This is a genomic window from Azospirillum oryzae (genome assembly GCF_008364795.1).
In the GTDB taxonomy this organism is placed as follows: Bacteria; Pseudomonadota; Alphaproteobacteria; order Azospirillales; family Azospirillaceae; genus Azospirillum; species Azospirillum oryzae.
The window spans coordinates 334321-354064 of sequence record NZ_VTTM01000004.1 but is presented as its reverse complement, the minus strand read 5'-3'; the positions used below and the strand labels follow the sequence as shown (position 1 = coordinate 354064).

Here is a 19744-nt window from a genome sequence, read left to right as displayed (position 1 = left end):
GGCCGCATCATACGCCTCGCTTTTTGACCCAAGGAGCCACCCCGGTGCAGCACAGCGACATCCTCTCCCGTTTCGGCCTGACCTCCAGCGAAGCCGGTCTCACCGCCCGGTCGCCGGTGGACGGCGCCACGCTCGCCACGGTGGCGGAGACCGCGCCGTCGCAGGTGTCGGACATCGTCGCCAACGCCGCCCGCGCGTTCGAGGCGTGGCGCTCGGTGCCGGCCCCGCGCCGCGGCGAGCTGGTCCGCCTGCTGGGCGAGGAGCTGCGCGCCGCCAAGGAGGATCTCGGCCGTCTGGTTTCGCTCGAAGCCGGCAAGATCTTCCAGGAAGGCCTGGGTGAAGTGCAGGAGATGATCGACATCTGCGACTTCGCCGTCGGCCTGTCGCGCCAGCTCTACGGCCTGACCATCGCGTCGGAGCGTCCGGGCCACTCGATGCGCGAGACCTGGCACCCGGCCGGCCCCTGCCTCGTCATCTCCGCCTTCAATTTCCCGGTGGCGGTGTGGTCGTGGAACGCGGCGCTGGCGCTGGTCTGCGGCGACCCGGTCGTCTGGAAGCCGTCGGAAAAGACCCCGCTGACCGCCGCCGCCTGTCAGGTCATCTTCGACCGCGCCGTCGCCCGCTTCGGCGACGCGCCGGCCAACCTGTCCCAGGTCGTCCAGGGCGGCCGTGAGATCGGCGAGGCGCTGGTCGCCCACCCCGGCTTCCCCATCGTCTCGGCCACCGGCTCCACCCGGATGGGCCGCGAGGTTTCCAAGGTGGTGGCGGAGCGGTTCGGCCGCTCCATCCTGGAGCTGGGCGGCAACAACGCCATGATCGTCGCCCCGTCGGCCGACCTCGACATGGCGTTGCGCGCCATCCTGTTCTCCGCAGTCGGCACCTGCGGCCAGCGCTGCACGACACTGCGCCGGCTGATCGTCCACCGCTCGGTCAAGGACCAGCTGTTGCCGCGCCTGAAGGCGGCCTATGCCTCGGTTTCGATCGGCAGCCCGCTGGAGACCGGCGTGCTGATGGGCCCGCTGGTCGACGCCGACGCCTTCAAGGCGATGCAGCGCGCGCTGGACTCCGCGAAGGCCGAGGGCGGCACGGTGACCGGCGGCGAGCGCACGCTGACCGACCGCTTCCCCAACGCCTATTACGTCACCCCCGCCATCGTCGAGATGCCGGCCCAGACCGAGGTGGTTCGGCACGAAACCTTCGCGCCGATCCTCTATGTCCTGACCTACGACACGCTGGACGAGGCCATCGCGCTTCAGAACGCGGTGCCGCAGGGCCTGTCCTCCTGCATCTTCTCCACCGACATCCGTGAGACGGAGCGCTTCCTGTCGGCCGCCGGGTCCGACTGCGGCATCGCCAACGTCAACATCGGCCCCAGCGGTGCGGAAATCGGCGGCGCCTTCGGCGGCGAGAAGGAGACCGGCGGTGGCCGCGAATCCGGGTCGGATTCGTGGAAGGCCTACATGCGCCGCCAGACCGCGACGGTGAACTACTCCTCCGCGCTGCCGCTGGCCCAGGGCATCAAGTTCGAGATCATGGGTTGATCGACGACTGAGTCTCGACCTCCGCGGCGTCATCGCCCCTTGCGAGCAGCATTTCCCGGCGCGACACTCCGGTAGCGAACGGAAAATCGAGGGGAGCGATGGCGGACGCGGCAGGTCATACGGTTCTGGCACGCCTGCAAGCCCTGCGGGCGGCGCCGGAACCGCTGGCGGCCCTGCTGGCCGACCTGCGTGGGATCGAGCATGGCGGCGATCCCCGCTTCGCCATGACGCTCGACCATTATCTGCAAAGCTGGTTGGGCAGCCAGCCGCGCGAGGTGTTCCGGCTGGCCGGCCCCCGCCTGCTGATCCTGGCGCCGGCCGATGCCGGCCCGTTGCTCGACGCAGGGGCGAAGGCGTTGGGCCACATGCTGCTGTCCCACGGCTTCGGCACGCTCCACGCCGCCCGCTACGACGTGGCGACGGAGGCGGAGCGGCTGTTCGCCGACCTGTTCCCCAATGATGCCACCGCCGCCCTGCGCGAGGCGGCGGAACGCGCGCCCACCGCGGCGCTCGCCCATCTGCTGGAGGTGGAGCGGGTGCTGCACGGCGCCGATGTCGACAGCATCGTTCGCGAACAGCCGGTGTGGTCCTTCGCCGACCACCGTCCCACCGTGGTCGTCACCGAACTGGCGGTGTCGCTGGAGGAGCTGGAATCCCGCCTCTCCCTGTCCCTTCGGCGCGATTCCTGGCTGCGGCACGAGGTGGCGGTGCGGCTCGACCGCGGGTTGTTGCGCCATATCGCCCGCGACCGTGCCCACGATCCCCGCCCCTTCACCGTCGATCTGCACACGGCGACGGTTCTGGACGACGACTTCGAGGAGTTGGCACGCGCCATTCCGACGGAGATGCGCGGGCGGATCACCGCCGAGCTTCCCTGCTGGGAACTTACCCTTGCCCCATCCCAGGTGGTTGCGGCGGCGGGACGGCTCAGCGATGCCGGATTCGCGGTGGCGCTGGACCATGTGCCGCTGGCGGCGCTCGACAGTCTCGATTTGGCCGGGCTGGAACCGGTCCTCATCAAGACGCAATGGATCCACGGAGCCGCCGGCGCCGCCGACAAGCTCTCCGCCGCGGTCGCCCGCTTCGGCGCCGGGCGGCTGGTGCTGTGGCGCTGCGAAGAGCCCATCGCGCTCGACACCGGGCGCGCCGCCGGGGTCACCCTGTTCCAGGGCCGCGCCGCCGATGCCGCAGCCGCCGCTCCCCGTCGCCTGACCGAGACCCAGCCCCGCCCCGTCGCCGACGAAGCGGAGGAACCGGAAGAAGCCACCCCGTCCCTGGTGGAAATGGTGGAGCCGACCCCCTCGTCCCGCCCCGGCCTGCTCGGCCGGCTGTTGGGCCGCGGCTGACGGCCGCACGGCGCAGGCATCCGCGCCCCGCGATTGACAGCCGGTCATTACGGGTTCCTAATAGTTAAAATGCTAACGAACAACGAAGGCGTCGGATGTCCGTCCAAACGCCAACTCAAGCACCGCCCCAATCGCCCGCCAGACCGTCTCCCGCCCCGGCGGCCTCCCGCTCTCCACGCCTGCTGAACGCCACCGTTTTCGGACTTGTCGGGGCCTTCGGGCTGCTGTCCTACATCGGCATCGGCCATGGGATGGAGGCGCTGTGGAACCCGACCGGCGCGGTCATCATCGCCGGCGGCATCGCCGTCGCCGCCTTGATGGCCTTCCGGGCCAGCGAACTGCGCACCGCCCTGGCCTCGCTCCGCGCGATCTTCCGTGACGACGAGTCCATAGCCCCCGACATCGCGGAGCTGGTGGCCTTCGCCCGCCTGTATCAGCGCGGCCAGATCCAGCGGGCGGAGGAACAGGGAACCAGGGCCGGCAGCCCCTTCCTGCGGCTGGGGTTGCAGCTGATCGCCGACGGCACGCCGGTCAACGACATCCTCCATGTGATGAACTGGCGCATCCAGAAACTGATCGAGCGGGAATCGGTGCAGTCACGCCTGTACCGCACCCTGGCCGGACTGGCGCCCGCCTTCGGGCTGCTGGCGACGCTGGTCGGGCTGATCGGCATGATGGCGCAGCTCGGCACCGCGACGATCTCGCAGGTGGGCGAGCACATGTCGGTGGCGCTGGTGGCGACGCTGTACGGCGTGGTGCTGGCCAACCTCGTGTTCAAGCCGATCGCCATCAAGCTGGAACAGCGCACGGCGCGGCGCGTGGCAATGCTGAACGTGCTGCTGGAAGGCATCATCCTGGTACGGCTCGGTCGCTCGCCGACGGTCATCGCCGAAGCGCTCGCCGAGTTCGTGCGCGAGCGCGGGGACGAACTCCATGGCACCTCCTGACGACGGGGTGCGGGACCGGGATCTGGCGCCTGACGACGCGCAGGACCTCGCCACCCCCACCTGGGCGACCAATTTCGGAACGAACGGCGGCCTGCTGCCCGCGGCGGCGGACGACGACCAGGAGATCTGGCTTCTCAGCTACTCCGACCTCGTCACGCTGCTGCTGTCGGTGTTCGTCATGCTGCTGGCGATCACCACGCTGAAGGACCAGTTGCCCACCACACCGCAGCCGGAAACGCCCGCCGTCGCGCTCCACACGACCGCGACGCTCCCGCCCCTGTTCGACGAAGCGGAACCGGCAATGGTTCCCCAGCCCGCTCCGCCAGAGCCGACCCGACCGCCCGACCCGCGCCCGCGCCTGGACGACGACGAGGTGGCGGTGACCGCCCCCGATCTGGTGGCGGCTCGGTGGCGCGAAGCTCTGGCGAAGCTGGGCGTGCCACCCAGCGTGGCGGTCGATGTGCGGCAGAACCGGGTCGGCATCGTCATCGGCGACGGCATCCTCTTCGCCCCCGGACAGGCCGACCTGACGCCGGGCGGCGACGGGCTGCTGCGCCGGCTGGCCCCGATGCTGGCGGCGACCCGCGGCGAGGTGGTGGTGGAGGGGCACAGCGACTCCACGCCGATCGGCAACCGCCGCTTCCCCTCCAACTGGGAACTGTCGGGCGGCCGGGCGGCCAGCGTGGTCCGCCGGCTGATCGAGCTGGGGCTGCCGCCGGATCGTTTGTCGGCGGTGGGCTTCGCCGACACCCGGCCGCTGTCCGCCGGCAGCGATCCGGCATCTCTGGCCCGCAACCGCCGCGTCGCCATCACCATCCGGGCCGACGGCCTTCCCGCCGGCCAAGCCCCCGTCAGAGCGATTCCATAGGGGCAGGGTTTGATTTGACGCAATGCAGCGACACGGCGAAGGGGGCTATGCTGAGGTCTGGTGGTCGATCTGGTTGACGTATTGTCCTCCACCCCGATGGCGCCGCCCCCGGCGGAGGTTTCCCGGCGGAAACCTTCAACAGGGGCATCCCGGCGCCCCTTCCCCCGCCCGCCGGGGGAAGGTCGGGGAGGCATCCTCCCGCGGCACCGCCGTGGCCACCACCATTCCGCACGGTTCCCGTCCCGCCCGACCGGCTGGAGTGACCATGTCCGCACTGCCTTCCGCGACCCAGTTCTCCGACCAACCGGCCACCATGATTCCGTCCACCGGACAGGTGGTCGCCGTCCGTGGTTCGGTCATCGACCTCCGCTTTCCCGAAGCGGCGATGCCGCCGCTGTTCGAGGCGGTGGAGATCCTGTGGGACGGCCCGGAACGGCTGGTGGCGGAGGTGCAGAGCCACCTCGACGCCCAGACCGCGCGCGCCATCGCGCTCCAAGGCACCTCCGGTCTGCAGCGCGGCACGCCGGCCCGCTCCACCGGCAGTCCGCTGACCGCCCCGGTGGGCGACGCGGTGCTGGGCCGACTGATCGACGTCATGGGGCTGGCGCGCGACGACGGGCCGGAGCTGCCGCCCGACACCCCGCGCGCGCCGATCCACCGCGCCCCGCCGCCGCTCGCCCGCCGCAGTCCGCGCCGCGATCTGTTGGAAACCGGCATCAAGGTGATCGACCTGCTGGCCCCGATGGCCCGCGGCGGCAAGGCGGCGATGTTCGGCGGCGCCGGGGTCGGCAAGACCGTGCTGGTGATGGAGCTGATCCGCAAGATGGTGGAGCGCCACACCGGCATCTCCGTCTTCGCCGGCATCGGCGAACGCTCCCGCGAGGGGCAGGAGTTGTGGGAGGAGATGAAGCGCTCCGGCGTGCTCGACCGCACCGCGCTCGTCTTCGGCCAGATGAACGAGCCGCCGGGCGCGCGCTGGCGCGTCGGGCTGACCGCGCTGACCATCGCCGAGCATTTCCGTGACGAGGAACGGCGCGACGTGCTTCTGCTGATGGACAACGTCTTCCGCTTCGTCCAGGCCGGTGCCGAGGTGTCGGGTCTGCTGGGCCGCCTGCCGTCGCGCGTCGGCTATCAGCCCACGCTCGCCAGCGAGATCGCCGAGCTTGAGGAGCGGGTGGCCTCCACCCCCGGTGCGGTGGTGACGGCGATCCAGGCGGTCTATGTCCCGGCCGACGACTTCACCGATCCGGCGGTGGCGGAGCTGTTCAGCCATCTCGACAGCTCCATCGTGCTGTCGCGCGCCATGGCGGCGGAGGGGCTGTATCCGGCGGTCGACCCGCTGAGTTCCACCTCCAGCCTGCTCGACCCGCTGGTGGTGGGGGAGGCGCACTACCGGCTGGCGGAGGACGTGCGCAAGACCATCGCCCATTACCGCGAATTGCAGGACGTCATCGCGCTCTTGGGCATGGAGGAGCTGAGCGCCGCCGACCGTCTGGCCGTGCGCCGCGCCCGCCGCCTGCAGCGATTCCTGACCCAGCCCTTCATGGTGACGGAGGCCTTCACCGGCCATGCCGGCGTCAGCGTGCCGCTGGAAGAGACGCTGAAGGGCTGCCGCGCCATCCTGGACGGCGACTGCGACGACTGGGCCGAAAGCGCCTTCTTCATGACCGGAACCCTGGATCAGGTCCGCGAGCGTGACAGCGCCGGGAGGGGCACATGAGCGACCTTTCCCTCATCATCACCACCCCCACCTCCGTCGCCGCCCGGCTCACCGGTCTCCGCCATCTGCGGGCGGAGGATGCCAGCGGCGCCTTCGGCATCTGGCCCGGCCATGCCGACCTGCTGACCGCCCTGGCCATCTCCGTCATCAGCTGGCGCGGCGCCGACGGGCGGGAGGGCCATTGCGCCGTCCGCGGCGGGGTGCTGACCATCCGGGACGGCGCCCAGATCGCCGTGGCGACGCGCGAAGCGGTCCCCGGCGACGACCTGCACGCGCTGGAACGCGACGTGCTGGCCCGCTTCCGCCGCAACGTGGAGGAGGAGGGGGAGGCGCGGTCCGGCGCCCGCCGCATGCATCTGGCCGCGATCCGCCACATCCTGGCCTATCTGCGCCCGGACCGCCGTCCGACGGGACCATTCGCACCCACCCCGGACGGCGGGGAGGACGCGCCATGACCGACGAGCAGGACCCGCTACCCGATAGCGTCCGCCGCCACCGCGAACGGCGGGAGCACTGGCTGCGCGAGGGCGAACGGCCGATAGGCCGCAACCTCGCCCTGATCGGGGCACTGGGCTGGCTGGTGATCGTGCCGACGCTGGCCGGCCTGTTCGCCGGGCGCTGGCTCGACGAGCGGGCCGGCGGCGGCATTTTCTGGACGGCGGCACTGCTGTTCGCGGGCGTGGTGCTCGGCGGATGGCTCGCCTGGAACCGCATCGAACAGGAACGCTGACATGACGACCGCGCCTTACCTCCTTCCCATCGTCGCCGGGGCTCTGGCCGGTCTGGTACTCGGCGTCCTGTTCTTCCGCGGGCTGGCGGCGACGGCACGGCTCTATGCGCTGGGCGGGGTCCGCCGGGCGGTGCCGCTCTATCTTCTGCGGCTGGCCGGCGCCACCGCCGGATTCACCATCGCCGCCATCTGGGGCGGAGCGGAGGCGCTGCTGGCGATGCTCGCCGGCTTCCAACTGGCCCGCACGGTCGTGGTCCGCCGGGAAAGGCGGGCGCAGGAGGGGACGCCATGACCGAATCCCCGCTTACCACGCCGGTGGTCTTCCTGCTGGGTCCGGTTCCGGTCACGCTGCCGGTCGTCGTCACCTGGGGGCTGATGGCGGTCATGGCACTCGGCTCCGCGCTGGCGACCCGGCGGCTGCGGGTGGAGCGGCCCGGCCCGGTCCAGACCGTACTGGAGCTGGTGGTGGAAAGCCTGCGCCGGCAGATCGCCGAGACGATGCAGACCGACGCCACCCCCTTCCTGCCGCTGCTGGGGACGCTGTTCCTCTATCTGGCGGTCGCCAACCTGTCGGGGCTGGTGCCGGGCTTGAAGGCGCCGACCGCCTTCCTGGAGACGGCCGCGGCGCTGGCGCTGGTCGTGCTGCTGGCCTCCCAGGCGCTGGGCATCCGCCGGCGCGGCCTGTGGGCCTATCTGAAGGGCTTCGCCCACCCCACCCCGCTGCTGCTGCCGCTGAACCTGCTGTCGGAGCTGACGCGCGCCTTCTCGCTGTCGATCCGCCTGTTCGGCAATGTGATGAGCGGGGAGTTCGTGATCGCCATCGTGCTGTCGCTGGCCGGCCTGTTCGTGCCGGTGCCGCTGATGGCGCTGGAACTGCTGCTGGGCCTCGTCCAGGCGTACATCTTCACCATTCTCGCCGCGGTCTTCATCGGCGGCGCCGTCGGAACAATCGAGAAAGGCTAAGAACCATGGACGTCCATGCCATCAGCATCCTCGGCGCCGCACTGGCGGTGTCGGTCGGCGCCATCGGCCCGGCATTGGCCGAGGGCCGTGCCGTCGCCGCCGCGATGGAGGCCATCGCCCGCCAGCCCGAGGCCGCCAACACCCTGTCGCGCACCCTGTTCGTCGGTCTGGCGATGATCGAGACCATGGCGATCTACTGCCTCGTCGTGGCGCTGCTTCTGCTGTTCGCCAACCCGTTCGCCTGAGCGCCGCAACCCCGAGGTCCGTCATGCATATCGACGGTTGGACGCTTCTGCTCCAGGCGGTCAATTTCCTGATCCTGGTCTGGCTGCTGCGCCGTTTCCTCTACCGCCCGATCCTGGCGGTGATCGCGGAGCGGCAGGCCGCAACCGAGCGCGTCCGCACCGAGGCCGAGGCCGCGCGCCAGGCCGCCGAAGCGGCACGCCAGACCCTGGAGGCGCAGCGCACCGCCCTGCCCGCCGAACGCGACCGCCTGATCGCCGCCGCCCGCGCCGAAGCGGAGGCAGAGCGCGCCGCCCTGCTGGAGAAGGCGAGGCAGGAGGCCGACCACGCGCTGGAGGAGGCCCGCAACCGGTTGGCCGACGAGCGGGCGCAGGCTCTGGACGCGCTGCGGCGCCATGCCGCCGATCTCGGCACACAGCTGGCGACCCGGCTTCTGCGCGACGCCCCGGCGAATGCCCTGACCCGTCCCCTGCTGGACGAGGCCTGCGCCGCGGTGGAGTCATTGAGTGATTCCCAGCGCCATGCACTCGCCGACGGGATCGACCCGGTGCCGGTGCGCCTTTCCGCGGCGTCCCTACTGTCGGCGGAGGACTCCGCCCTGGCGCGTGACCGGCTGGCGGCGGCACTCGGCCGGCCGGTGGCGCTGGAGTTGGTCGAGGACCCGTCGCTGATCGCCGGGGTGGAACTGCATTTTGCCCACAGCGTCGTCCGCCGCAGCTGGAAGCAGACGCTGGCCGAGGCGAAGGAGGAGATGACCCGCCATGACTCCGCAAGAAGCGCTGCCGACGCCCTCGCTTGAGGACGCGCTCGACGCCTGGATGCCGGGCGCGCTGCGCCGGCTGGACGGGTTGGAGACGGCTGCGCGGCTGGAATCGGTCGGACGGGTGGAGTCGGTCGGCGACGGCATCGCCCATGTCTCCGGCCTGCCCGATGTCCGGGTGGACGAGCTTCTGCTGTTCCCCGGCGGCGTCGCCGGGCTGGCCATGGATCTCGACGAGCAGATCGGCTGCGTCCTGCTCGGCGATGCCACGAAGGTTTCAGCCGGCGGCACCGTACACGGCACCGGAACGGTGCTGCGCGTGCCGGTCGGCGACAAGCTGATGGGGCGGGTGGTCGACCCGCTGGGCAACCCGCTGGATGACGGCCCGCCGGTGGAGGCCGAAGGGTGGGAACCGGTGGAGCGTCCCGCCCCGACCATCGCGGAGCGCGCGGCGGTGTGCGAACCGCTGTTGACCGGCACCGTGGTCATCGACGCCATGTTCCCGCTCGGCCGTGGCCAGCGCGAGTTGCTGATCGGCGACCGTGCCACCGGCAAGACGGCCATCGCGGTGGACGCCATCCTCAACCAGACCGACGGCGACGTGTTCTGCGTCTATGTCGCCGTCGGGCAGAAGGCGTCCGGCGTGCGCGCGGCGATCGAGGCCGTGCGCCAGGGCGGTGCGGCGGCGCGCACCCTGTTCGTCATCGCCGCCGCCGATTCCGCCCCCGGCCTGCAATGGCTGGCGCCCTATGCCGGCTTCACCATGGCCGAATATTTCCGCGACAGCGGCCGTCACGCCTTGGTCATCGTCGACGATCTGACCAAGCATGCGGCGGTCCACCGCCAGATCTCACTCCTGCTGCGCCGCCCGCCGGGACGGGAGGCCTATCCGGGTGATGTCTTCTACCTGCACAGCCGCCTGCTGGAACGCGCGGCCAAGCTGACGGCCGCCAAGGGCGGCGGCTCGCTGACCGCCTTGCCCATCGCCGAAACCCAGAGCGGCAACCTGTCGGCCTACATCCCGACCAACCTGATCTCCATCACCGACGGGCAGGTCTGCCTCGACGCCAAGCTGTTCTACGAGGGGCAGAAGCCGGCGGTGGACATCGGCCGCAGCGTGTCGCGCGTCGGCGGCAAGGCGCAGCCGCCGGTGCTGCGCAGTCTCGCCGAACCGCTGCGGCTCGACTATGCCCAGTTCCTGGAACTGGAAGTCTTCACCCGCTTCGGCGGGTTGGTGGACGAGCGGACGCGCAAGGCGGTGGCGCACGGCCAGCGCATGCGGGCCCTGCTGGCTCAGCGCCACCTGTCGCCCCGCCCGCTGGCGGTCCAGACGGCGCAGTTGCTGGCGCTGGCCGACGGCACGCTGGACGGCTTGGCCCTGCAGGCGATCCCGCGCTTCCAGGCGGCACTCGCCGCCCTGATCGATGCCCGCCCGCCGAAGATCGGCGAGAAGCTTGACGACCCCACCAAGACCGCATTGCGCGACCTGATCGCCCAGGCGGCCGCGGGCCTTGGCGGAGAGACGTCATGACCGAGCGGTTGACGGAGGTCGAGGCGCGGAAGGCCAGCGTGCAGGATTTGGGGGCGGTGACCGACGTCATGCGCTCGCTGGCCGCGATGCGGCTGCAGCAGGCGCTCGGCACGCTGGCCGGCACCCGCGCCTATGCCGAGGTGATCGCCGGGGCCCTGGCCCAGGCGGCCACGCTGCTGGAAGATGCCCCGACGCAGTGGCCGGTGAATGGGCACGGCCATTCCGCGCTCGTGCTGTTCGCGCCGGAACATGGCTTCGTCGGCGCCTTCGCCGAACGGCTGGTCGAGATGGCGCTGACCGCCCCGCCCGGCTGTGCGTTGTGGGTCGTCGGCCAGCGCGGCGCCGCCCTGCTGGAGGAACGCGGCCGTTCGCCCGCCTGGTGCACGGCGATGGCTACCAACACCGACGCCGTCACCGCCACCGCCCGGCGCATCGCCGACGCGCTCTATCGCGCGGCGGCGGACGGGCGGCTGGGGCGGGTGGAACTGCTCTATGGCCGCACCAACGCGGGTGCGCCTCCGGAACTGGTGCGCCGGCCGCTGTTGCCGCTCGGCCTGCCGCGGGACGGTGCCCGGACGGTGCCGCCGCTGATCAACATGCCGCCGCGCGAGTTGATCGCCCGGCTGGTGGACGAGTATGTCTTCGCCCTGTTGGCCGACGCCGCGATGGAAAGCTTCGCCGCGGAGAATGCCGCCCGCCTCACCACCATGATGACCGCCCGCCACAACATCGAAGCCACGCTCGACGAACTGACCGCGACGGCGCGCCACCTGCGCCAGGAACAGGTCACGAATGAACTGATCGAGCTGGTGTCGGGGGCGGAGGCGATGGGGTGAGAGGACGCGCGAACGCCATCAGCAACTCCGCCGCCGCCAGCGCCGCGATCACCTCCGGCCGTTTGTCACCGGTCAGCGCGGCACCGATCGGGCAGGCCAGCCCTTCGAGCGCACCCGCCTCCCTCCCCCGCGCCCGGAACCAGCGCTCGAACTTCGCCCGCTTGGTCGCCGAGCCGATCATGCCGACATAGGCCGCATCGCCCCGGCGCAAGGCCGCCTCGGCAATCTCGAAATCCAGCGCGTGGCTGTGGGTCAGCACCAGATAGCCGGCCCCGGCCGGCGCGCTCGCCAGCGGGTCGAGCGGGCTGTCGGTCAGGATGCGCTCCACCCCGGCCGGAATGGTCTCGGGGAACTCCTGCGCCCGCCCGTCGATCCACAGCAGGCGCAGCGGCAGCGGGGCGAAGGCCGCCGCCATCGCACGGCCGACATGGCCGGCGCCGAACAGAAGCAGGGTGGGACGCGCCGTCAGTTCCCGGCGCTCCCGCTCCTGCAACGCGGCGAGGGTCCCGGCATCGGCCCGTTCCAGGCGCAGCACGACATGCCCGCCGCAGCACTGGCCGGTCGCCGGCCCCAGCGGCAGATCGAGCGCTTCGGCCGCACTGCCATCCTCCAGCATCCGGCGCGCAGTGGCGATGGCGGTCCATTCCAGCCGGCCGCCGCCAACGGTGCCGGCGCAAGCCTGCCGCCCCACCAGCATGCCGGCCCCTTCCTCCCGCGGGGTGGAGCCGCGCGCCTCGGCGACGGTGACGAGGATGGCGGGGGCGCCCTGGGACAGCCAAGTGGAGAGGGTGGTGGAGAGGGTGGTCATTGTTGGGGTTCGACTTGCCCCCACCCCAGCCCTCCCCCGCTGGACGGGGGAGGGCTGGGGTGGGGGGAAATGGCCACCCGCTCCCGCAACGCCGCGATGCAGCCCAGCACCCGCTCCGGCGTGGCCGGCGCGTCGAGCCTTGGGCAGACCCGATGCCCGGCCACGCTCGCCACCGCGTCGGACAGGGCGTGGAGCACCGACATGCCCAGCATGAAGGGCGGCTCGCCCACCGCCTTGGAGCGGAAGATGGTGTCCTCGCGGTTCGGCGCGTTTTCCAGAAGCGCCACGTTGAAGATGCGCGGACGATCCGAACAGGCCGGGATCTTGTAGGTGCTGGGCGCGTGGGTGCGCAGGCGGCCCTGCGCGTCCCACCACAGCTCCTCCATGGTCAGCCAGCCCATGCCCTGGACGAAGCCGCCCTCGATCTGGCCCTTGTCGATGGCCGGGTTCAGCGAGCGGCCGCAGTCGTGCAGGATGTCCACCCGGTCGACGACATACTCGCCGGTCAGCGTGTCCACCGTCACCTCGGCGCAGGCAGCGCCATAAGCGAAGTAATAGAAGGGCGTGCCGCGCCCGGCCGCGCGGTCCCAATGGATCTTCGGCGTCTTGTAGAAGCCGGTGGCCGACAGCTGCACCCGCGCCATATAGGCGGCGCGCACCAGATCGGCGAAGCTCATGTCGCGGTCGCCGACCAGTACCCGGTTGCGCTCGAACCGCACCGCCTCGGGCGCCACGCCCCAATTTTCCGCCGCGAAGGCGACCAGCCGCTCCCTGATGGTTCGGGCCGCCGCCTGCGCCGCCTTGCCGTTCAGGTCGGTGCCGGACGACGCCGCGGTGGCCGAAGTGTTGGGCACCTTGCCGGTGTTGGTGGCGGTCGGGCGGATGGTGGCGATGTCGACCTGGAACTCCTCCGCCACCACCTGGGCGACCTTGGTGTAGAGCCCCTGCCCCATCTCGGTCCCGCCATGGTTCAGCTGGATGCTGCCGTCGGTGTAGACGTGAACGAGCGCGCCGGCCTGATTGTAGTGGGTGGCAGTGAAGGAAATGCCGAACTTCACCGGCGTCAGCGCCAGCCCCTTGCGCAGGATACGGCTGTTGGCGTTGAAGGCGCTGATCTCCTTGCGCCGCGTCCAATAGCCGCTGGTTTCCTCCAACTGCGTCACCAGCTCCGGCAGGATGTTGTCGGTGACGGTCTGGTGATAGGGCGTCAGGCTGCGGCCGTCCCTCTCGGGATCGGTGCCGTAGAAGTTCCGCTTGCGGATCTCCAGCGGGTCCTTGCCCAGCGCGAAGGCGATCTCGTCGATCACCCGCTCCGCCGCGACCATGCCCTGCGGGCCGCCAAAGCCGCGGAAGGCGGTGTTGGACACCGTGTTGGTCTTCAGCGGCAAGGATTCCAGCCGTGCGGCCGGATAGAAATAGCCGTTGTCGGCATGGAACAGCGCACGGTCGGTCACCGGGCCGGACAGGTCGGCGGCATAGCCGGCGCGGGCCGCGAACAGCATGTCCACGCCCTGGATCAGCCCGCTGTCGTCGAAGCCGACGCGATAGTCGATCTCGAAATCATGGCGCTTGCCGGTGATCTGGAAATCGTCGTCACGGTCGGGGCGCAGCTTGGCGGCGCGGCCGGTGCGTTTGGCGACCAGCGCGGTGCAGGCGGCGAACAGGTTGGACTGCGTCTCCTTCCCGCCGAAGCCGCCGCCCATCCGCCGCACCTCCACCGTCACCGCGGCGCTGGGCAGGTCCAGCACATGGGCGACGATGTGCTGCACCTCCGTCGGGTGCTGGGTGGAGACGTGGATCAGCACCTCGCCATCTTCGCCCGGCACCGCCATGGCGATCTGGCTTTCCAGGTAGAAATGCTCCTGCCCGCCGATGGCGAGCCTGCCCTCCACCCGGTGCGGCGCCTCGGCCAGCGCCGCGTCGGCGTCGCCCACCCGCAGCGTCATCGGCGCGGTGACCAGCGTCCGCTCGCCGTCGCGGGCGGCGGCGATGGTCAGGACGGCGGGCAGATCCTCATACTCGACCACCGCCAGCCTGGCGGCGCGGCGGGCCTGGTCGCGGGTTTCGGCGGCGACGGCGAAGATCGGCTGGCCGACATGCTCGACCAGGGTGGAGGCGAACAGCGGCTCGTCATGCTTGCTCATGCAGCCGATGTCGTTCACCCCCGGCACATCCTCGGCGGTGAAGACCGCCACCACGCCGGGGGCCTGCCTGACCGGAGACAGGTCGATGGAGCGGATGCGCGCATGCGCCCGGCCGCTGAGACCCAGATAGACATGCAGCAACCCGGCCGGCTCGGCGATGTCGTCGACATAGACCGCCTCGCCGCTGACATGCTTGTGCGCGCTTTCGTGCCGGCGCGGATCATGGACGGCGCCCTGGATGCGCGCCGGAGCGACGATCGGTGCGATGGGGGTCGTGACGTCGGGCGCCATGGAATCAGGCATGTGCAAGCCTCCGGTCGCCGACCAGACGGGTCTCCGCCGCCGGGTCGCTGGTCTCGACATACAGCTTCATCAGCAAATTCGCTGCCACTGTGGAGCGATAGGCCGCGCTGGCCCGCCAGTCCGACAACGGCGCGTAATCGTCCGCCAGCGCCTCCATCCCTTGGCGCACGCTGTCCTCGGTCCAGTGGCGGCCCAGCAGCACCGCTTCCGCCCCACCGGCGCGTTTCGGCGTGCCGGCCATGCCGCCGAAGGCGATGCGGATGTCGGCCACCCGCCCCTCGCCGTCGAGCGTCAGGCGGAAGGCGCCGCAGACGGCGGAGATGTCCTGATCGAAGCGCTTGGCGATCTTGTAGGCACTGAAGCGCACCCCCGCCGCCGGCTTGGGCAGGATCACCGCCTCTACGAACTCTCCTTCGCGGCGGTCCTGCTTGCCGTATTCGATGAAGAAATCCTCCAGCGGCAGTTCGCGCGTCTCAAAGCCGCGCCGCAGCCGCAGGGTGGCGCCGCAGGCGATCAGCGCCGGCGGCGTGTCGCCGATGGGGGAGCCGTTGGCGATGTTGCCGCCGATGGTGCCCATGTTGCGCACCTGCTCCGCCCCGATGCGGCGGATCAGCTCGCCGAAATCGGGATAGAGCGCGGCGATCCGCTCCGCCGCGTCGCTGTAGGTGACGCCGGCGCCGATCACCAGCGCATCGCCGCGATCCTCGATCCGCCGCAGGGCGCGGACCCGGCCGGTGTAGATCACCGTCGCCAGCACGCGCTGGAACTTGGTCACCCAAAGCCCGACATCGGTCGCCCCCGCCACAATGGTGGCGCCGGGGTTGTCGAGCAGGAGCTGCGCCAGTTGCGGCACCGTGGCCGGCGCCAGGAACCGCCGCCCGCCGGCCCCGACGCTGAGGATTTCCTCGTCGCGCAAGGCCTTCAGCTTTTCCGCCATGGCGGCGCGGTCGGCGAAGCGGTCGTTCTGGCGGTCGCCGATGCCGTACATGGCATGGGCGGCGCGGACGATGGGTTCATAGCCGGTGCAGCGGCACAGGTTGCCGGCCAGCGCGTCGTCGATCCGCTGGCCGTCCGGCCGCTCCTCGTTCAGGTAGAGCGCCAGCAGCGACATGACGAAGCCCGGCGTGCAGAATCCGCATTGCGAGCCGTGGCAATCGACCATCGCCTGCTGCACCGGATGCAGCGCGCCGTCCGGCCCCTTCAGATGCTCCACCGTCAGCAGCCGGCAGCCGTCCAGCGTGGCGAGGAAGCGGATGCAGGCGTTCACCGCCTCATACCGCAGGGTATCGCCGTCCAGCCGCCCGACCACCACGGTGCAGGCGCCGCAATCGCCCTCCGCACAGCCTTCCTTGGTGCCGACCCGCCGTTCCGACAGCCGCAGCCAGTCGAGCACCGTCAGGGTCGGATCGACCGCGTCGATCTCCCGAAGCTCGTCGCCGAGATAGAAGCGGAGGCGCTGGCGCATGGCTGCTCCCGTTGAACTGGTGACGATGTGACGCAGTATTTCACCGACGTCGACTCTGTCACCAGATCGGCAGCAGGGGAAAGAGTTTCAAACGATTTGCAAAAGCGGGAGCCTGTTAAGCCCCACTCAAGCACTTCCTTCCGGCATCATCGTCGCCAGTCCACCAGCGGCGCGCACCGACGCCAGGGTCAGCGCATGCCAGTAGAGGTCCAGCAGGGCCGCCGGCATGCCGCCTTCCTCATGGCCCTCCATCGGCAGGATGGCGGCGGCATGGGCCAGCGCCGCGGTGGCGGCGTTCGCGCTGCGCGATACGGCGTCGCCCAACAGCCCCAGCGTCTGCCCCAGCGCCGCGGCGTCGAAGCGCAGCAGGGCGGGCGGCACGGTGATCTGCGCCTCTCCGCCGCGCAGGCGGCCGACGGCGATGTAGACATGCAGCAGGTCGGACCGCTCCTCCGGCCGCAGCAGGGCGGCGACGATGCGGTTGCCGGTCAGCGGGCCGCTGCCGTCGAACTCGTACATGGCGGCGCGTTCGCCCTGGCGGGTGGCGGCGAGGCTGGCGATGCGGGCGGTCAGCGGCTCCGCCGCCCGGCGGTTCGCCTCGTCGAACAGGGCGGGGTGGCTGCCGCCCTCGCTCAGCACCACCAGCGGGGCGTCGGTCGCCGCGGCGGCGGCCATCAGACGGGCCAGCACGGCGAAGGGATCGGTGCCCGCGGCTTCTGCTTCCGCTTCCAGCAGGGCGGCGCCACGGCGCAGCACGGCCTCCGCAAAGCTGATGTCGATGTCCATGGCCGAACCCTCCTCCCTGACGACGGAGCCCCTTTTAGGCCGGGGCGCCCCGTCCGCTCAATGGTAACCGAAGGCGCCTGTCACCTTTCCGCGGAAGATCCAGTAGGAATAGGCGGTGTAGCCCAGGATCGCCGGGATCAGGAAGGCCATGCCGACCAGCAGGAACACCTGCGTCTCCGGCGGGGCGGCGGCCTCCCACACGGTGACGCCCGGCGGGATCAGGTGCGGCCACAGGCTGATGGCGAGGCCGAGATAGGACAGGCCGAACAGCGCCATCGACAGCACGAAGGGCGCCACATCCCGGCTTCTGTCGATGGCCCGCCACAGGGCGATGGCCAGCACCACCGTGACCATGGGCACCGGCGACAGGAAGATCAGGTTGGGCATGGAGAACCAGCGCTCGGCGATCTGCGGCAGCAGGAAGGGCGTCCACAGGCTGACCACCGCGACGCCGGCCAGCACCACCAGCATCAGCCGCCGCGCCACGCGGAAGCACCAATCCTGCAACGGCCCGATGGTCCGCCAGATCAGCCATGTCGCCCCCAAGAGCGCATAGCCCACCACCAGCGCCGCCCCGCAGAACAGGCTGAAGGGCGACAGCCAGTGCAGCATGCCGCCGACGAACTGCCGCCCGTAGACCGGAATCCCCTGGATGAACGACCCCAGCACGACGCCCTGCGCGAAGGTCGCCAGCAGCGAGCCGAGAAAGAAGGAGCGGTTCCACCAATGCCGCCCCGCCCTCGCCTTGAACCGGAATTCGAAGGCGACGCCGCGGAAGATCAGGGCGATCAGCATGACCAGCAGCGGCAGATACATCGCCGGCAGGACCACGGCATAGGCGATGGGAAAGGCCGCGAACAGCCCGGCGCCGCCCAGAACCAGCCAAGTCTCGTTGAAGTCCCAGACCGGCGCCACCGTGTTCATCATGGTGTCGCGGTCCTCCTCCGTCGGGGCGAAGGGGTAGAGGATGCCGATGCCGAGGTCGAAGCCGTCCATCAGCACATACATGAACACCGCGAAGCCGACGATCCCGACCCAGATCAGGGTCAGCAGGCTTCCTTCCGCAATTTCCTGCATCGGGCTTACTCCGCCGCTTCGAGGGACTGGTCGGTGGCCGACAGCGGCCGTTTCGGGCTCTGCGCCTCCGGCGGTTGGGGGGCATCGTGAATGTGCGTCGGGCCGGTGCGCAGCAGGCGGATCAGGTAATAGGTGCCGGCGCCATAGATGATGGTGTAGGCGACGACAAAGGACAGCAGCGAAATCAGCGCCGCCTCCGTCGTCAACGACGGCGTCACCGCATCGGCCGTGCGCAGATGGCCATAGACGGCCCAGGGCTGACGCCCGATCTCGGTGGTGAACCAGCCGGCCAGGATGGCGACGAAGCCGATGGGCATGCAGCCGACCAGCACGCGCAGGAACCAGTCGCTGGTGAAAAGCCGGCCGCGGAAGCGCAGCACCAGATGCACCGCCGCCACCGTCAGCATCAACAGGCCGATGCCGACCATCAGGCGGAAGGTCCAGAAGATGATGCGCGGATCGGGCCGCTCGTCGGCCGGGAACTGCTTCAGGCCGGGGACCGTGCCGTTGAAGTCATGGGTCAGGATCAGGCTGGACAGGGCCGGGATGCCGATCTCCAGATGATTGGTCTCCGCCTTCACGTCGGGGATGGCGAACAGCACCAGCGGAGCACGCGGGCCGCCCTCCCAATTGCCTTCCATCGCAGCGATCTTGGCCGGCTGGTATTCCAGCGTGTTCAGCCCATGCTCGTCGCCGAGGAAAATCTGCAGGGGCGCCAGAACGGTGATGAGGCCGAGCGCCATGCCGAGCCCCAGCTTCGCATGGTCGAGATGCCGGCGTTTCAGCAGGTAGAAGGCGCTGATGCCGGCGACGACGAAGCTGGTGGTCAGGAACATCGCCGTCACCATGTGGGCCAGGCGATAGGGGAAGGACGGGTTGAACACCACCTGCCACCAGTCGGTGACGAAGTACCGGCCGTCCCGGATCTCGAAGCCGGCCGGAGTGTGCATCCAGCTGTTGGCCGACAGGATCCAGAAGGACGACAGCAGCGTGCCCAGCGCCACCAGACAGGCCGCCATCAGGTGGATGCCGCGCGGCACCCGGTCGCGCCCGAACAGCAGGATGCCGAGAAAGGCGGCCTCCAGGAAGAAGGCGGTCACCACCTCGTACTGGATCAGCGGACCTAGCACATTGCCCACCGTGTCGGACCAGCGGCTCCAGTTGGTGCCGAACTGATAGGACATGACGATGCCCGACACCACGCCCAGGCCGAAGGACAGCGCGAAGATCCGCGTCCAGAACTCCGACAGGCTGCGGTAGATGCCCTTGCCGGTGCCCACCCACAGCGCTTCCAACAGCGCGATCCAGCAGGCAAGTCCCACGGTAAAGCTGGGAAACAGGATGTGGAAGGAGATCGTGAACGCGAACTGGATTCGCGACAGGATCAGTGGATCGAGTTCCATGGCCGCCGCCTCTTTTGTTTGGGCGCGATGATGCGCTTCCGCCGGGAGAATGGCCGGCGCAGCTGTGGCAGGAGGCGATGTAGGATGGGCGATTGCCGCGGAAAGGGGGACTAGTCTTTCAGGCTTAAACCCGACAGCACATGGGATTATGGAGCCGCCATAGCGATCCGCCCATCGATTCGTGTTCGCCTGCAGGAACTGGTCGATGAGGTAGCCGTTCGCCCCGTAAAGCTCGACACCGTCGAACCCAGCGCCGAGCTTCAAAGGTGAAAA

The 19744-nt window shown here is 70.1% G+C and carries 19 protein-coding genes and 1 pseudogene; 13 read left to right on the top strand and 7 right to left on the bottom strand.

Annotated elements, in window-relative coordinates; translation table 11 throughout:
• Positions 1-44 precede the first annotated feature (44 nt).
• The 13 genes from amaB to FZ938_RS14905 all read left to right on the top strand — a co-directional run bounded on the left by amaB (position 45) and on the right by FZ938_RS14905 (position 11485).
• Positions 45-1541 carry an L-piperidine-6-carboxylate dehydrogenase gene (amaB, locus tag FZ938_RS14965; RefSeq protein WP_149199273.1) on the top strand — a complete coding sequence of 499 codons (1497 nt, stop codon included), beginning with the start codon at positions 45-47 and terminating at the stop codon, positions 1539-1541.
• Between the two features lie 98 nt (positions 1542-1639).
• Positions 1640-2887: a hypothetical protein gene (locus FZ938_RS14960; RefSeq protein WP_149199272.1), complete on the top strand. Its 1248-nt coding sequence runs from the start codon at positions 1640-1642 to the stop codon at positions 2885-2887.
• A gap of 95 nt (positions 2888-2982) precedes the next feature.
• Entirely contained in the window at positions 2983-3834 is an 852-nt protein-coding gene (locus FZ938_RS14955; RefSeq protein ID WP_149199271.1) for a motility protein A, read from the top strand.
• Complete coding sequence (locus FZ938_RS14950) at positions 3821-4702, top strand: OmpA/MotB family protein (protein WP_149199270.1); 882 nt, start codon at positions 3821-3823, stop codon at positions 4700-4702. Before FZ938_RS14955 ends, FZ938_RS14950 begins: the two co-directional genes overlap by 14 nt.
• Positions 4703-5015: 313 nt before the next feature.
• Complete coding sequence (gene atpD, locus FZ938_RS14945; RefSeq protein ID WP_149199377.1) at positions 5016-6422, top strand: F0F1 ATP synthase subunit beta; 1407 nt, start codon at positions 5016-5018, stop codon at positions 6420-6422.
• A complete protein-coding gene (locus FZ938_RS14940; RefSeq protein WP_149199269.1) occupies positions 6419-6877 on the top strand; it encodes a F0F1 ATP synthase subunit epsilon in 459 nt (152 codons plus the stop codon). Before atpD ends, FZ938_RS14940 begins: the two co-directional genes overlap by 4 nt.
• A complete protein-coding gene (locus FZ938_RS14935; protein WP_149199268.1) occupies positions 6874-7152 on the top strand; it encodes an AtpZ/AtpI family protein in 279 nt (92 codons plus the stop codon). The genes FZ938_RS14940 and FZ938_RS14935 overlap by 4 nt, the downstream gene beginning before the upstream one ends.
• Position 7153: 1 nt before the next feature.
• Positions 7154-7444 carry an N-ATPase subunit AtpR gene (locus tag FZ938_RS14930; protein ID WP_149199267.1) on the top strand — a complete coding sequence of 97 codons (291 nt, stop codon included), beginning with the start codon at positions 7154-7156 and terminating at the stop codon, positions 7442-7444.
• Positions 7441-8115 carry a F0F1 ATP synthase subunit A gene (locus FZ938_RS14925; RefSeq protein ID WP_149199266.1) on the top strand — a complete coding sequence of 225 codons (675 nt, stop codon included), beginning with the start codon at positions 7441-7443 and terminating at the stop codon, positions 8113-8115. The genes FZ938_RS14930 and FZ938_RS14925 overlap by 4 nt, the downstream gene beginning before the upstream one ends.
• 5 nt (positions 8116-8120) lie before the next feature.
• The gene (locus tag FZ938_RS14920; protein ID WP_012977203.1) at positions 8121-8360 is read left to right on the top strand and encodes a F0F1 ATP synthase subunit C; all 240 of its coding nucleotides are present in this window, start codon (positions 8121-8123) and stop codon (positions 8358-8360) included.
• A gap of 23 nt (positions 8361-8383) precedes the next feature.
• Complete coding sequence (locus FZ938_RS14915) at positions 8384-9157, top strand: F0F1 ATP synthase subunit B family protein (protein ID WP_149199265.1); 774 nt, start codon at positions 8384-8386, stop codon at positions 9155-9157.
• A complete protein-coding gene (locus FZ938_RS14910) occupies positions 9120-10649 on the top strand; it encodes a F0F1 ATP synthase subunit alpha (RefSeq protein ID WP_149199264.1) in 1530 nt (509 codons plus the stop codon). Before FZ938_RS14915 ends, FZ938_RS14910 begins: the two co-directional genes overlap by 38 nt.
• Positions 10646-11485, top strand: a complete 840-nt coding sequence (locus tag FZ938_RS14905; protein WP_149199263.1) for a F0F1 ATP synthase subunit gamma — start codon at positions 10646-10648, stop codon at positions 11483-11485. Before FZ938_RS14910 ends, FZ938_RS14905 begins: the two co-directional genes overlap by 4 nt.
• Here FZ938_RS14905 and xdhC read toward each other — a convergent pair.
• The 7 genes and pseudogenes from xdhC to FZ938_RS31545 form a co-directional block, all read right to left on the bottom strand.
• Positions 11436-12293: a xanthine dehydrogenase accessory protein XdhC gene (gene xdhC, locus FZ938_RS14900; RefSeq protein WP_149199262.1), complete on the bottom strand. Its 858-nt coding sequence runs from the start codon at positions 12291-12293 to the stop codon at positions 11436-11438. The genes FZ938_RS14905 and xdhC overlap by 50 nt on opposite strands.
• Positions 12290-14740 (bottom strand): xanthine dehydrogenase molybdopterin binding subunit, encoded by a 2451-nt coding sequence (xdhB, locus tag FZ938_RS14895; protein ID WP_246457246.1) that lies wholly within the window; start codon positions 14738-14740, stop codon positions 12290-12292. The genes xdhC and xdhB overlap by 4 nt, the downstream gene beginning before the upstream one ends.
• Complete coding sequence (gene xdhA / locus FZ938_RS14890) at positions 14733-16205, bottom strand: xanthine dehydrogenase small subunit (RefSeq protein ID WP_149199261.1); 1473 nt, start codon at positions 16203-16205, stop codon at positions 14733-14735. Before xdhA ends, xdhB begins: the two co-directional genes overlap by 8 nt.
• Before the next feature lie 126 nt (positions 16206-16331).
• Positions 16332-16991: a hypothetical protein gene (locus tag FZ938_RS14885; protein WP_149199260.1), complete on the bottom strand. Its 660-nt coding sequence runs from the start codon at positions 16989-16991 to the stop codon at positions 16332-16334.
• A 57-nt stretch (positions 16992-17048) separates the two neighbouring features.
• A complete protein-coding gene (gene cydB, locus FZ938_RS14880; RefSeq protein WP_149199259.1) occupies positions 17049-18068 on the bottom strand; it encodes a cytochrome d ubiquinol oxidase subunit II in 1020 nt (339 codons plus the stop codon).
• Between the two features lie 5 nt (positions 18069-18073).
• Positions 18074-19471 (bottom strand): cytochrome ubiquinol oxidase subunit I, encoded by a 1398-nt coding sequence (locus tag FZ938_RS14875; protein WP_174757027.1) that lies wholly within the window; start codon positions 19469-19471, stop codon positions 18074-18076.
• A gap of 147 nt (positions 19472-19618) precedes the next feature.
• Positions 19619-19723: pseudogene (locus tag FZ938_RS31545) on the bottom strand (oxidoreductase); the annotation flags it as partial.
• Between the last annotated feature and the right edge of the window lie 21 nt (positions 19724-19744).